We start from the raw sequence: 14,136 nt of genomic DNA, 5'->3' as shown, positions 1-14,136 counted from the left end.
TTTAGCGAATGTCTACATATATCTGATTTTTACTGATTTAGTGGAGCAATTGAGCTGCTCTCTGTCATCCCAGCGTTTAACACTGGGATGATTTCGTTGTATGGTATCTTATATAGTGTTTTACAAATTCACATAGCTATTTCAAATTTACCCATATCAATGTCAGTAAATTTATTGAGAAAATATCACTTAGTTCTTTAAATTTATGTTTTTGGATATATATTAATCATTTATTTTCAAAGCCTCAATAAAAGCATTTTGTGGGATGTTTATGTTTCCTACAGAATGCAATCTTTTCTTACCTTTCTTCTGCTTTTCAAGCAGCTTCATCCTTCGTGTGACGTCTCCACCATAGAGCTTGGCTGTTACATCTTTTCTATACGGGTTAATCGTTTCTCTAGCAATAATTTTTCCGCCTACTGCCGCTTGAATCGCGATTTTATATTGCTGGCGTGGTATCAAGTCTTTCAAACGTGCACATATTTCACGGCCTCTTTTTTCTGCCCTGCTTTTATGAACAATGCAGGCTAACGCATCCACAGGTTCTCCATTAACTAAAAAACTTAATTTATCTATCTGACTTTCCTGATAATCGGATATTTCCCAATCTAAACTTGCATATCCCTTGGAAATTGATTTTAGTCTATCGTAAAAATCAAAAACAACCTCAGACAGCGGTAATTTATACTTCAGTAGTGCTGTTGTCGTATTACCAACATAAGATAAATCCTGCTGTTCTCCTCTCCTCTCTTCACACAGAGATAGAATCTCTCCTAAATATTGATCAGGTACCATTATAGTTGCAGTGATCCACGGTTCTTCCACTATTTCAATTTTTGTAGGGTCTGGCATATCGCTTGGGTTATGGATATTTAAAACTTTACCATTTTGTGTTGCAACTTTATATATAACACTCGGTGCAGTTGCTGTTAGATCTAAATCAAATTCTCTTTCGAGTCTTTCTTGAATGACTTCAAGATGTAGCATTCCTAAGAAACCGCAACGAAATCCATAACCTAGGGCATTTGACGTTTCAGCATCAAATGTAAAACTAGCATCATTTAAATGTAATTTTTCTAGTGCTTCCCTTAAATATTTAAAATCATCTGTGTTATTGGGGAAAATACTGCAAAATACTACAGGATGTACTTCTTTAAAGCCAGGTAATGCCTTGCTGCACGGCCTTTTCTCTTCAGTAATAGTGTCTCCTACTTTGCAGTCTGCTACTTCTTTCATTGAAGCAGTTATAAAACCAACTTCACCTGCTGAAAGTTCACCAGTCATAACTTTTTTAGGAGTGAAAATACCGATATTATCGACCTGATATGTAGCATTATTAGACATCATAACGATTCTCATGCCTTTTTTTAGTACTCCATTTTTAACTCGCACTAAAATTACTACTCCTAGGTAAGGATCATACCAACTATCAACTAAAATTGCTTGCAGTGGAGCATTTGTATCACCTTGAGGAGCGGGAAGTTTTGTCACTATAGCTTCAAGTACATCCTTTATCCCAAGACCAGTTTTTGCCGATATCAAAATTGACTCACTTGCATCAATACCAATTACTTCTTCAATCTGAAGCTTTACCTTTTCTGGATCTGCAGCAGGAAGGTCAACTTTATTGAGCACAACTATTATCTCATGATTATTGTCAATTGCCTTGTACACATTTGCCAGAGTCTGAGCTTCAACTCCTTGGCTGCTGTCCACCACCAAAAGTGAGCCTTCACATGCAGCTAAGCTTCGGCTGACTTCATATGAAAAGTCAACATGACCTGGTGTGTCCATGAGGTTGAGGCAATATTTATTACCATTATTTGCAGTGTAATTGAGTCTTACCGTTTGTGCTTTGATTGTGATTCCGCGTTCACGCTCTATATCCATTGAGTCAAGTACCTGATTGGTCATTTCCCTTGTCTCAAGACCGTTACATTCTTCTATCAAACGATCAGCAAGAGTTGACTTCCCATGATCTATATGTGCTATTATTGCAAAATTTCTTATATTGTTCATAGATCTACTTATTTAAGTAGATCTATTTTACATTTTAAGTATTACAAGAGCAATTACTTATCTTCCTTTTTGCTGAAAACATTAAGCTGGCGTCTGTACTGGTCGGAAGTATTCAGTAGTTGATGGTTGACTCAGTTTGCTACTTGCCTCATTCTTTTCCTGCTTGCATGTTTTTACTGCATCAGCAAGGCTTAGGTAATCATTACCAACTTTAATTCTTACATCTTTATTTTCTTCTAAATCTTTATCATCTGGCTTATCACTTGCTATTTTAATAGTGCCATCGCTATTAGCACTTAATATAATGATAAATTCCCTTTCATCTATATACCAATTAAACTTTATTCCATATTGAGCTGCAGTACCTAAATTATAACACCTCACTCCATTTTTATCTACAAAGCCACAGACAACTTCTTCTTGATCGCCATTTAAAATACGAATTTCATGAATATTGTTTTTTTTACGAAAATCATTATTTAAAAACTCGCTTATCTCAATATTTATGCTTTTACTGTTGTCTTTTAGATTGATTACTGCATCACACAAACTACAATTATCATATTTTTCAATTGATACTGCATCAATAGTGCCGTTTTATATATACTTTCTAAACTTTTCTTCAATTTTCTTTTCTAATTCTTCTTGCCTTGCTTCATTTTGTTGTTGCATTTCTAACTTTTTTTTTGCATTGCTGCACTTTGTTGTTGTTGCATTTTTTCCAGCGCTTCTTTCATTTTTTTCTGAAGTGATTCGATATCACAAATTAACGTGGATTCATCAATGCCGAGTATCACGTATTCTTGGCCCAATCCTGTCTTCAATCCTTCAATTATGATTACCATCTCTAAGATAGACCCTAAGTTTTGATAATGTATATTAATTTTTTCACTACTTAGGCTACCTCGATTGCTATCCCAGTCGATAGCAATGTTAGTAAACATAGAATTAAGGCCTTCATAAATATCTTTCAATAGACTTGATTTCTCTGAGTTTATTCCATCACGTTTAATACTACTAACATAATCATTAAATGACTTTATTTCTTCAGAATATGTAAAGACACTGTACAGTTCTTTACGTGTTACTCTATCTTGTATTTTTTGTTTTATTTTTTTTAATATCTCACCACTAATACATTTTACCTCATAAAACTATTCAATATTATATACATAAACATTAGGGAATGTTAGCACTTTCTATATGCTTGCGCACTTCCTATTATTCCTTTAACATAGCTGACACTTTTTTTGAATGAGAAACCACTTTATTGATCATATAATTCTCATGATTGTTATCTATTTTAGGCAATTCGTACAAATAATTCACCATTATTCCGGCTGACTGACTAATGCCTTTTTCAGAAGTATCAGCCATCCAGTTGATTTGTTTGATTGATGCACCATTGCTTAAATGAAAGTGTGCGACCGGATCATAAGCACCCCCACCACTGCTTTTAACCTTTAGCAAATAATGTGCACAAAGTTTCAGTAGGGACTGTTTTTCGCATTCAATGTTAGTTTTTATGCTTTCTAAAATTTCTGTACCTGATTGTTTTATATTAAGCTTACCTAATAAAGCCACGTCTTGATTTTTTAGCCATTTTGTAAATCCAGGAACTGGAGAAAGAGTTGCATACACTTTTACGCTTTTAAATTCTTGCGATAGTTTTTCTACGACTCTCTTTATTAAAAAGTTACCGAGGCTAATTCCAGATAAACCAGTTTGAGTGTTTGATATTGAATAGAATATAGCAGTACTTGCACTGCTTGGGTCACTTGAGGGCACTGACTCATCCAAAAGGTGTTGAATACTATTTGAAATCTCATTCATCAATGCAACCTCTACAAAAATTAGAGGTTCGTTTGGTATTTTGTAATGAAAGAAAGCAAAACAGAGACGATCAGAATCTAGCCTATTTTTTAGGTCACCCCAAGAAGAAATTTTATGTACAGCTTCATATTTTATAAGTTTTTCCAACAATGATGCAGGTGAATCCCAGGTGATTTGATGAAGATCAAGTAGATCAACATCAACCAAAGTACAGAGTATATTTTTTAATTCATTTTCTAGTGGGTTTAGATTTTCATATTGGTTCTTTAGCTTAAGCACATCAGAACGCATATCAACAATAAACTTAAGACCTTCTGGTAAGGAGATAAACTGCTTCAATATTTTAGAGCGTGGTGATTCAAGGACTTTTATTAAGTCTTGTTCAAACTTATAGCTTGACTCAGAATCTTGATTTTTCTTATATACTTTTATTTCTTCATCTATTTTCGTTTTATCCGGATTGAACTTTTCTGCCAGGGTTTGTAAAAATTTTATTTGACCTGCCTCTGATAAACTCAAGTACAAATTACCAAGAGATACGGTGTTCTTACGTGCTGAGACTTCCCCCCCCTTTGGGTTTAAGCATTCGTTCATCTTCAAGACTAAACTATCGACATCGCGACTACTACTTAAATCAGGGCCAATATTGCCAACCCATGATCTTACAGCGTTTGCTACTTCACCTAGTATCTTAAAAAAGCTCTTTGGTGCTTTCTTATCTTCAACTTTCACTATATCAGTTTTTGCTAATGATTCTTTTGTCATAAATTTCTTTTACTATGTATCTATCTTAAATTAAAAAAAAATCTTAGTCTACACAGGGGGTATATATTTTCTAGTATAATTGTTTTAGAACCTATTTAAAATTTTCGTAAAGAGAGTTAGATTTTTAATTTTATTATTCTTCTTACAAAAGTACTTTTATTATAAAAATGACCTTTTTTCTCTTCCTTTTTCGGGTAAGGCTGATTTTTTAATTACCTAGGCGAAGTTACTTAATTTTTACACATCTATTGTAAAGTACAAAATCTGACTTTGGAATGAAAATGCTAGCTGATGCTTGGACTTTATTGATACTTACGCTACTTGAAACTATACTTGGTATAGACAATTTAATCTTTATTTCTCTAGCAATAGATAAGGTGCCAAATCTGCTGAGAGAAAGAGCCCGCCTTATAGGTTTTGGCTTGGCGCTATTGATGCGTTTTGTAATACTATTTTTTACATCATATATATTATCAATGCAAAAGCCTATATTTCACACTGTATCTCTGGATATCTCAGTAAAGGATTTACTTATGATTGCAGGAGGGTTATTCCTTATTGTTAAAAGCTCTATGGAGTTATGGAGCGACATTTTTGTACATAAGGAGAATAAAACAAAGGCAAATGTTAAATCACAATTTTTTTTAGTTGTGCTACAAATTATATTAATAGATTTAGTTTTTTCGGTTGATTCGATATTAACTGCCATAGCATTAACTCACAATATGATAATCATTGCCATAGCATTTACATTTTCCATATTAGCAATGCTATTTTCATCAAGTTATACCGCTCAGGTAATAAAATCCAACCCAAGCTTAAAAGTAATTGCCATTCTATTTATTTTACTCGTCGGTGTATATCTAACACTTGAAGGGCTTCACATAGAACTACCAAAAGCATGTTTGTATTCTTCATTTATGTTTGCATTGCTTGTGGAAGCTATAAGCAAAATAAAGAAAATACAGCCTTGAAACTATTTTACACGAAGCAAAAAGCGCATAACTGTACAAACATTTTCTAGCAGGAAGGTGTCATCCCAATGCTTGACACTGGGATCCATTTTTCCATCATCAAAAACATTGTATTTTTACATTACTTTTATGCTTACCAACTTAACTGGATGCCAGTGCCCAGACACTGGCATCCTACAGATAATGTTCATACAGCTGTGCGTCACACGCTCTACTGTCAAGCAGCTCCTTGCTGTTCATTTGTTGTTAAAACGGCAGATGGTTTCTCTGCTCCATCAACTTTAGTACTAGGCTTTAGTAATGCATATGTAGCACAACCAACTACCAGTGCTGCTGCTGTAACTGCAACCACTGCTATAACGATAGGTGTCAACTGAGCTGTAATTGTTCCAGTTGTAAAAAGTGCCACTGCTATAGCAGTGCCTAATAATCCAGTTACTCCACCGGCAATCTTTGCTTTATTACGTGCTTTTACAAAAGAGCCTCCTCCTGCGTCTAATAGAGCTTTTACTACGTCTTGACTCTTAGCATGATCTAAAGGAGTCTTTCCATCTTTATCTACTGCATTAACTTTTGCTCCTTCTTTGAGTAAAACCTCTACTATCTCTGTGTAAGCAGCAAAGTGCAAAGCAGTGTACCCACTTTTATCTCTCACATTAACATCTGCTCCTGCTCCGATTAAAACCTCTACTACCTCTTTGAAACCATACAAAGCAGGATAGTACAAAGCAGTGCGATCAAACCCATCTTTCGCATTAACATCTGCTTTTGCTCCGATTAAAACCTCTACTATCTCTTTGCGACCACGAATAGCAGCAGAGTGCAAAGCAGTGCGATCAAACCCATCTTTCGCATTAACATCTGCTTTTGCTCCGATTAAAAACCCTACTGTCTTTTTGTAACCATTCTCAGCAGCTATAATTAATAACGTCCACTTTTCGTATGGGTACATATCAAATACATGATTTACATCAAAATTACCTTTCTCCCACTCTTGATATAGATCTTGATTCTGTTTCTTTAGTTCTTCTTGTATTTTCTTAATTATATTATCTTTATTTAAATCTTTCTTAGCCTCAATCGTCCTCAGTACTGTTTTCAGTGATTCATATTCTCCTGTCATGATTTTACCTTCAATATCAAACTATATGTTTAATTATTCATGATTATGATAAAAAGTCAATTAAAACAAGCTAATAACTGGGATTGTGAATAGTAAATTAGATTCAAGTAGCCTCTGTGGTGTCATTCAACTTCGTTGTCATCCCAGTAATGGGATCCAGGAACCAGCGTCACGCGCTGGAATGACATTAAATAGTTTTCCTTAAAATTTGAGTTATGCAAGCAGCCTCTTTGGTATGATTCGAGTAGCTGAAACTGGAATGAAATTATTGCTACTCCCACTCAATAGTTGCTGGTGGCTTGGAAGTTAAATCATACACAACTCGATTTACTCCGGAAACTTTGTTAACAATTATACTACTGACGTCTTGCAAAAACCTCCAAAATACTAACGAATGTTGATCTTTATTTTTAAATGGAAATGCATCAGCTGTCATGCCATCAGATGAAGTCACAGCCCTTAAAGCGCAAACATATCCGTATGTACGATTATCTCCCATAACTCCCACAGTTTTTACTGGTAACAGTACAGCAAAAGCCTGCCATATTTTATCATACAGATCATAATTTTTCATTGTGTTGATATATATTTCATCTACTTCTTGCAATATTCGTACCTTTTCTTCATCAACCTCACCTATGATCCTCACTGCAAGTCCAGGCCCAGGAAATGGATGTTGAAATATTATCTCATCTGAAAGCCCAATTTCTTTGCCAAGCAGCCTTACTTCATCTTTAAAGAGATAGCGTAAAGGTTCTACTAGTTTCAGATTCATTTTTTCTGGCAACCCACCAACATTGTGATGAGATTTAATTGTACTAGTGTTTCCTGAAGCGTGCCCTGATTCAACTACATCAGAGTAAATGGTGCCTTGCATTAAAAAATCCACATCACCTATTTTTTTTGCCTCTTCTTCAAATACTTCGATAAAAGTATTGCCGATAATTTTTCGCTTTTCTTCCGGATCAGTTATTCCCCTTAACCTACTTAAAAACAAGTTTGATTTATCAACGTAATTTATTGGAATTTCTTTTAACATAGCAGTGGTCTGGCTCTTACGCAATAACCCAGTATCGATAAAAATACAGTTTAATTGTTTTCCTATAGCTTTGTGTGTAAGAACTGCTGCAACACTTGAATCAACCCCCCCACTTACTGCAGCAATTACTTTTTTCTCCCCTACTAAGTTTTGAATTTTTTCCTTCTGTTTTTCAATGAATGACTTCATTGTCCAATCTCTCTCACAATTTGCAATATCTAAGAAATTAGAGAGAAGTTTACTACCATTTGTCGTAGGTTTAACTTCAGGATGGAACTGAGTACAGTAAATCTTCCGCTGTTCGTTGGCAATTATTGAGATTGTTTGATTTATTATACCTGAGGCAATAGCAGTAAATCCTTGCGGTATAGTTTCGACACTGTCTGCATGGTTCATTAGCACATCGACTTCGGAATTAACGTTCCAAGTATCCTTTATAATTGGGGATTCTTTTAGTATCTTGATTTTAGTTTTGCCAAATTCCTGATTGAATTCTTTTCTTACCTTTGCCCCGAAATAATGACAAATGAGTTGCTGTCCATAACATATTCCAAGTATAGGAGTGTTTATTGTTTCGTTAAGTTTTATAATTTTATGTGCTACTTCACTTACTTCAGAGCAATTGTCATTTACAGATTGCGGTCCTCCAGAAAAAATAAATCCATTGAATTTTGATACTGTTTCGAAATCGATATTGCTTGGAAATATTTCACAGTAAACGCCCATTTCCCTGATTTGTCTTGCAATAAGCTGTGTAAACTGTGAACCAAAATCAATAACGGCAATTGCTGACAATGTGCTCCTCCATATTATTTAAAGCAATATTTGATAATAAAGAAAACAATAAAGTAAGTAAACTAAGACCTGTTTAAAAACTTTAATATATGACTAAAGCAACTTAAATTTACCGCAACAGATTTGTGATTAAGCTGTCTTAATTATCATTCTGATACTCTCTTCTTATCATAATAGCAACCCCAACATCTTTCCTTAAGTTGATGCCATTGCCTGAACGGATACGTTTAATATATATATAAATTCCTATCTTTTATATCTAATAAACCAAGTGTTGGTACGATTGTTGCTTTCAGGAAGATGACGGTTTCTACTGTCTTAGCCAGTTTTTTTGACTTTTGATGCAATAAGTTTTGGTTATCTTTTCTATGCTCTATAAGCCCACCAATTACCATAACTTCGCCGCTCTTAATTTTTAACGTAGAGTGCATTTCTCTGGTTTCAATAATTGGAATGTCACTATTTAATTTCATTTTATTCTGTTGTGCGACATATTCTATATTTGGGTCTTTAGTGTAATCGTTAATTCTTGATAAGGTTGGGTGTATATCCATGAATATTTCATTAGTATCAATGTTAATGCTTGGGTGGATTATTAACACCACACCTATTGGAGTGCTATTCATCTTGGTAATTAAGGCATGATTGGAGTTTCCGGTATCTTTCTGTATATCGGAAGTAAAATAGATATGGTTTTTAGTAAATGAAATCATTGCTTGCTGATTATTTATAGCATGTACTCTAGGGCTTGAAATTACGGTTGAAGTGCCAAATTTATTTAAAATTTTTACTAAATCTCCTAAATCACTCACACTAGAGTTAATTGCTAGGTCAATAATAGAGTTACCTTGATTTGTTATAGATTTGGTTTCATTATGCAAATCGTTTAAGTTGATACCAGAAAGGTATTTATCGTCTAATAAAACTTCAACTATTTTGGCCTCGATCATTACTTGAGAAGACGCCAATTTCTTAACTTTATTAATATATTCTTCAACAGCTTTGTGAATATCTTTTCTAGCATTTAGAATAATGACACCAGCTTCTCTGTTGGATGAAAGAAACTCACCATCATCTACTCCGTTAACATCCATTATTGCATTTAAGCCTTTTTCTAATGAATTCCATAAATCACTACTATATTGAGATTTCATATAGTTTCTATCACCATCACTGTCGGTAATATTGTTACCAATGATAAAACTCCTTTGCGCAGAGTGTTGAATATTGATGAAGTCTACGTAATAATTTTGTGCATATGGCAAATCTTGTTCAATTCTAATTACACCATTATTCATTGAGTAACGCAATTTGGCGCTGTTGGCTATATTCTGAATTACTTCGTTTATGTTCTTATCTTTTAGCTTTAAAATAATATTACCTGATATTTTGGGATCTATGTCTAAGTTAACGTCAGAAAGTTTTCCTATCTCAATCAGTAAATCCTTTACTGGTACTTTTTCATCAACATTAATCGAAAGAAACTGATTACTGGTTGTAAGATCGGGAAACTCTACCGGTAAAGGTATCATTTCTGGTATTGCTGGTTCGTTATTCTTCAAAGGAGTATTATATTGTTGCAACGAATAATCGTGCTTATAATTGTCTATATTAACAGAATGTTGCTTGTTAGGTAGATGTGTACAAGAAATAATGAAAAGGAGTATTAAACATTTTAAAATAGCCATGAGGGCAGCATACAAATCTATACTAATAGTTTTCTATAAAAATGTTAAAAATGTATTTAATTGTATCCGTTCAGGGGAGTGGTTTAAGAAATGATAGATAGGAGATTATGAAAAGGGTTTAGCCGTATGGAAGTGGGATGAAAAGAAGCACTGGTTTCACATGCGTCTGAACAGACACCATTTTACAGCATTTTAAATTTGTCCTGTGCAATGTTTGTACAGTTGCGATAAAAATTACTTGACAAATTTTGACAGCTTTGTTATTTTGATAGTGAAGATATTCTAGAGCTCGAAATCTATCTTCGTCTGCAGACTTTTCAACTTCATTAATCTATAATCTCTAGTTAAAGTATATTGTACTTATGTATAGATAACTTCTATCATAGCTATATACATTTTTCTGAGTTTTTTTGTATTACTTAGGAGGATCATCATGTTTAAAATCATGGATTACGCATATCATTGACATAAATGCCTTAAAAGGACAGATGGTACCTATGTCCTCTTTATATAGATTATGTATCTGTTCAGATACGATTAAGCTGCTTCTAGTGCAGAAAAGACTAGATAACATTCAACCTTATATAGGATAATTATCAACGGAAACAAAATTATCCTCATTGTCATAATAGTAAAGATTTGCTTCTTGCGTATTATTAACAGCAGTTTTTAATAGTACTTCCTTATCACTATTCCATGCAACTTTCTCCATAATTGGAATATAATCCTTACACTTTTGATTATCTCCACAATCCTTGATTTTACTATCATCATTTAGATAACGCTTCAATGCATCATAGTATACTTTAGTGTTATTACCCTCTTTATCTATCATTTGTCCTAAGGTATTAACAAGTATCAATGGTGCAACTTGTTTTGCTTTTACAACACTTGTTTCACTGGACTCTCTAAAGAGATTAGGACATGCTCCTCTGGAAAAAAAGCTCTTGTTGAATTCTGGATTACTACGGTAAACGTTCGGGTAGCAGAAACTCTTAATCTCTTCTTCTTGACACGCTAACTCTATTTGATCATCGACACATTTTTCACATTCTATATTACCAAGCCAGGATATTGAATTAAGATCCTCTGTAAAGGCAAATTTAAAATTTACTGCACCATAATTACCATTTGCTCCCTCTTCTATATATTTTGCAATCTTAGGATTACTGTACATCTCAGGATATAATTCCTTTAGTAAATCAGATGCACTAAAACCTTGACAACCTATCTTATTATCAACTTTATAAAAATGAGAATACGGCCCACAATTTTCATACTTGGAACAATCTGAGGTTACTTTTCAAGATGTAATTTCTCCATTTTCATTCTCTCCTTCATCGGTAACAGGTTCGCCCGTATCAATTTCACCTTCTCTATCGGTAACAGGTTTATCTATACCACTTCCTTTTTCACATTCTTCAGCTATTTTTTATACCACTCAGTCTCTGCTGATGATTGCTCTACATTTTAATTTCCGTAGCTGTTCACAACATTACACTCTGGAACTATATACCTAATATCGCATGCTGATTTCTCTCTTTATCTTCTGCAAATTAATTAAATGAAGGGCATTAAGTATCCACACTACTAAAAAAAGTGTGGTACAAAATATAAACATTGCAATGAGTGGCAGCAGTAAAGAACCTTCTATTGCTACTCCACCTTTTCTAAAAATACTTGCTGGCTGATGAAGAGTAGACCATAAATTCACAGAAAATTTTACTATGGGAATATTTATAGCACTAAAAATGGCAAATACTGCTGATGATTTCTCTGCTCTTGCTTGATTATCAAAAGCGCTCCACAATGAAAGATAACCAACATACAGAAAAAACAAAATCAGCATTGAAGTAAGCCTTGCATCCCATACCCACCAAGTACCCCATGTTCCTTTTCCCCAGACGCTACCTGTGATTAAGCATATTGCCGAAAAGACTGTCCCTGCAGGAGCAGCGGCATGTGCTAAGACACTAGCAACACTATTGTTCCATACCAACGAAATGAAACTGAGTGATGCAATGAGTCCGTATATTCCAAGAGCAAGCCATGCAGAAGGCACATGAAGATACATAATTCGTACAATTTCTCCTTGTTTATAATCTCCTGGGGAGAAGAATAATGCCAAGAACATTCCAATTAAAAAACATGCGAAACAAATAACCCCAAGCCAAGGTAGAGCTTTTTTAGCAAAAGAAGTGAAATTTGTAGGCTTTAATAAAAACATTCGTTTTGAGAATAATTGTGTTAAGAATTTATCAATTAGTTTGAGTTTTATCAACAAGATAGTTTTTCTATATTTACGTAGTATAATAAATTAGCACAATTTCAGTAGCAGATTGCTTGCTATTATTTTTATTATAACGTTGATGACCCTTAAAAAGCTTAACCTACACTTAGTGTCAGATTCAAGTGGTGAAACTGTTATATCAGTTGCAAAATCAGCTCTGAAACACTTTCGTTCTGTAGAAACGATCGAATATGTTTGGTCTTTCGTAAAAGGAGAAGAGCAGATTGACAAAATTTTAGAGGAAATTAATAGAAAAAGTGATGAGCATAATTTTGTTATATGCACTATTACTAATGATAAGCTAAGAAAATATCTAAAAAATAATTGTATAAAGCTAAAAATTCCCTACAGAGCGATATTATCACACATTATTAGGGAAATCTCATCCTATCTTAAAATTGAAAAAGACGAAAAACTTGACTTACATGCTGAGATAAATAACGAATATTTTCAGCGCATTGAGGCAATAAACTATACCATTAATCATGATGATGGACAAAATATTCAAGATATTGATAAAGCCGATATAATTTTGGTTGGAGTTTCACGCACATCAAAATCTCCCACCAGTATGTATTTAGCTTACCGAGGCTATAAAGTTGCAAATGTTCCTTTTGTTAGCGAGATACCCTTTTACGTCGACTTAGCAAAATTAAAAAATAAACTGACTATAGGAGTAACAATAGACGTAAGAAGGCTAATAGAAATACGCAAAAATAGACTGACTTCAATTAATAATGAAGGTAATAATATATATGCTGACCCTAGAAAAGTAGAAAAGGAAATTAAAGAAGCAGAGGAGTTCTTTAAGCAAAATAACTGGCCAATTATTGATGTCACGCAAAGGTCAATCGAAGAAGTATCAGCAACAATTATACAGTATTTTAATAAAATGTGAAAAATTTATCAATTGACTAACTCTCTGTCAGTGATCATAATGTAAGGTAATTCTATTCTTACTGTAGATATGAAAGTTAAAGGGTCACTAAAATCTCATCGTAACAGAGATAAAAATTGTAAAGTTGTGAAAAGGGGTGGTAAGGTTTATATTATAAATAAGGTAAAGCCAAGATGTAAAGCGCGTCAAGGTTCTTAGCTTTTTGTTTTCCTTTTTATGTCATATGTTTTTCATATGGAAGCATGGTTAGAAAGAAACAAAAATTGTTGCATAGCACTGCCCATTTCTTCTCTTACATTATATTTTGGTATTAACATGATTACAGGCAGACGTGGCTTGTTAACATTAATTAACTTAAAAAAAAGAAATTAATTACGTGCGTCAACAAGTCCATGAATTTTAGTTCCACCCCAAGCCCTCTTGAGCTTGAGAATTTTTTCTATATATAGGCTGAGCATGAATGACATCTGATCATCAATTATGCAAATCTTGTTGTGCATACTTAAGTCATTTTGCCAAAATTCCCTTTTTGCATCACCTTTTAAACCTCTTGTGTATACTTCTGTAATTGTGGTAAATTTTTGATCATTGGCAGCCACTTCTCCACACTGCTTCCATACATATTCTCAACTTCTTCTCGCTTTTACTGTGTATTCCTTTTGTGCTCTTTAAAACGGTACCTTCTATATATATATATTTATTGTCATTAGGC

General features: G+C 33.8%; 13 protein-coding genes. 3 read left to right on the top strand and 10 right to left on the bottom strand.

The window, feature by feature from the left end; genetic code table 11:
- Positions 1 to 222 precede the first annotated feature (222 nt).
- The 4 genes from lepA to OPR44_RS05580 form a co-directional block, all read right to left on the bottom strand.
- Entirely contained in the window at positions 223 to 2,019 is a 1,797-nt protein-coding gene (gene lepA, locus OPR44_RS05595; protein ID WP_264374939.1) for a translation elongation factor 4, read from the bottom strand.
- An 81-nt stretch (positions 2,020 to 2,100) separates the two neighbouring features.
- Positions 2,101 to 2,568 (bottom strand): hypothetical protein, encoded by a 468-nt coding sequence (locus tag OPR44_RS05590; protein WP_265014646.1) that lies wholly within the window; start codon positions 2,566 to 2,568, stop codon positions 2,101 to 2,103.
- Positions 2,569 to 2,693: 125 nt separating this feature from the next.
- Complete coding sequence (locus OPR44_RS05585) at positions 2,694 to 2,963, bottom strand: hypothetical protein (RefSeq protein WP_265014645.1); 270 nt, start codon at positions 2,961 to 2,963, stop codon at positions 2,694 to 2,696.
- Positions 2,964 to 3,240: 277 nt separating this feature from the next.
- Complete coding sequence (locus tag OPR44_RS05580; RefSeq protein WP_265014644.1) at positions 3,241 to 4,617, bottom strand: malonyl-CoA decarboxylase; 1,377 nt, start codon at positions 4,615 to 4,617, stop codon at positions 3,241 to 3,243.
- A 281-nt stretch (positions 4,618 to 4,898) separates the two neighbouring features.
- On the opposite strand from OPR44_RS05580, the gene OPR44_RS05575 reads away from it, so the two are divergent.
- The gene (locus OPR44_RS05575) at positions 4,899 to 5,591 is read left to right on the top strand and encodes a TerC family protein (RefSeq protein WP_029237607.1); all 693 of its coding nucleotides are present in this window, start codon (positions 4,899 to 4,901) and stop codon (positions 5,589 to 5,591) included.
- 217 nt (positions 5,592 to 5,808) lie between these two features.
- Here OPR44_RS05575 and OPR44_RS05570 read toward each other — a convergent pair whose 3' ends face one another.
- From OPR44_RS05570 to ccmC, 5 genes are all read right to left on the bottom strand, one after another.
- Positions 5,809 to 6,714 carry an ankyrin repeat domain-containing protein gene (locus OPR44_RS05570; protein ID WP_264377999.1) on the bottom strand — a complete coding sequence of 302 codons (906 nt, stop codon included), beginning with the start codon at positions 6,712 to 6,714 and terminating at the stop codon, positions 5,809 to 5,811.
- Between the two features lie 271 nt (positions 6,715 to 6,985).
- Positions 6,986 to 8,548 carry a glutamine-hydrolyzing GMP synthase gene (guaA, locus tag OPR44_RS05565; protein WP_265014643.1) on the bottom strand — a complete coding sequence of 521 codons (1,563 nt, stop codon included), beginning with the start codon at positions 8,546 to 8,548 and terminating at the stop codon, positions 6,986 to 6,988.
- Positions 8,549 to 8,775: 227 nt separating this feature from the next.
- On the bottom strand, positions 8,776 to 10,251 hold the full coding sequence (locus tag OPR44_RS05560) for a type II secretion system protein GspD (protein WP_264377143.1): 1,476 nt from the start codon (positions 10,249 to 10,251) through the stop codon (positions 8,776 to 8,778).
- A gap of 565 nt (positions 10,252 to 10,816) precedes the next feature.
- Entirely contained in the window at positions 10,817 to 11,413 is a 597-nt protein-coding gene (locus OPR44_RS05555; protein ID WP_265014642.1) for a hypothetical protein, read from the bottom strand.
- A 339-nt stretch (positions 11,414 to 11,752) separates the two neighbouring features.
- A complete protein-coding gene (gene ccmC / locus OPR44_RS05550) occupies positions 11,753 to 12,463 on the bottom strand; it encodes a heme ABC transporter permease CcmC (protein ID WP_264377995.1) in 711 nt (236 codons plus the stop codon).
- 142 nt (positions 12,464 to 12,605) lie between these two features.
- Between ccmC and OPR44_RS05545 the strand changes: the two genes are divergently transcribed.
- Both OPR44_RS05545 and ykgO read left to right on the top strand, forming a co-directional pair.
- The gene (locus OPR44_RS05545; RefSeq protein WP_265015454.1) at positions 12,606 to 13,424 is read left to right on the top strand and encodes a pyruvate, water dikinase regulatory protein; all 819 of its coding nucleotides are present in this window, start codon (positions 12,606 to 12,608) and stop codon (positions 13,422 to 13,424) included.
- Positions 13,425 to 13,493: 69 nt separating this feature from the next.
- Positions 13,494 to 13,622, top strand: a complete 129-nt coding sequence (ykgO, locus tag OPR44_RS05540) for a type B 50S ribosomal protein L36 (protein WP_006015378.1) — start codon at positions 13,494 to 13,496, stop codon at positions 13,620 to 13,622.
- 170 nt (positions 13,623 to 13,792) lie between these two features.
- On the opposite strand, the gene OPR44_RS05535 is transcribed toward ykgO, so the two are convergent.
- The gene (locus tag OPR44_RS05535; RefSeq protein ID WP_265014641.1) at positions 13,793 to 14,023 is read right to left on the bottom strand and encodes a hypothetical protein; all 231 of its coding nucleotides are present in this window, start codon (positions 14,021 to 14,023) and stop codon (positions 13,793 to 13,795) included.
- Positions 14,024 to 14,136 lie beyond the last annotated feature (113 nt).

The sequence above is a fragment of the Wolbachia endosymbiont (group B) of Camptogramma bilineatum genome (assembly GCF_947251825.1).
Classification (GTDB): Bacteria; Pseudomonadota; Alphaproteobacteria; order Rickettsiales; family Anaplasmataceae; genus Wolbachia.
This window is presented reverse-complemented; position numbering and strand designations above follow the sequence as displayed.

Excerpts from the sequence above, each read along its gene's own strand:
- OPR44_RS05585 (WP_265014645.1), bottom strand. The coding sequence starts at position 2,963 with ATGTTTACTAACATTGCTATCGACTGGGATAGCAATCGAGGTAGCCTA.
- ykgO (WP_006015378.1), top strand. The coding sequence starts at position 13,494 with ATGAAAGTTAAAGGGTCACTAAAATCTCATCGTAACAGAGATAAAAAT.
- OPR44_RS05545 (WP_265015454.1), top strand. The coding sequence starts at position 12,606 with ATGACCCTTAAAAAGCTTAACCTACACTTAGTGTCAGATTCAAGTGGT.
- lepA (WP_264374939.1), bottom strand. The coding sequence starts at position 2,019 with ATGAACAATATAAGAAATTTTGCAATAATAGCACATATAGATCATGGG.
- OPR44_RS05555 (WP_265014642.1), bottom strand. The coding sequence starts at position 11,413 with ATGTACAGTAATCCTAAGATTGCAAAATATATAGAAGAGGGAGCAAAT.
- OPR44_RS05575 (WP_029237607.1), top strand. The coding sequence starts at position 4,899 with ATGCTAGCTGATGCTTGGACTTTATTGATACTTACGCTACTTGAAACT.
- ccmC (WP_264377995.1), bottom strand. The coding sequence starts at position 12,463 with ATGTTTTTATTAAAGCCTACAAATTTCACTTCTTTTGCTAAAAAAGCT.
- OPR44_RS05580 (WP_265014644.1), bottom strand. The coding sequence starts at position 4,617 with ATGACAAAAGAATCATTAGCAAAAACTGATATAGTGAAAGTTGAAGAT.
- OPR44_RS05570 (WP_264377999.1), bottom strand. The coding sequence starts at position 6,714 with ATGACAGGAGAATATGAATCACTGAAAACAGTACTGAGGACGATTGAG.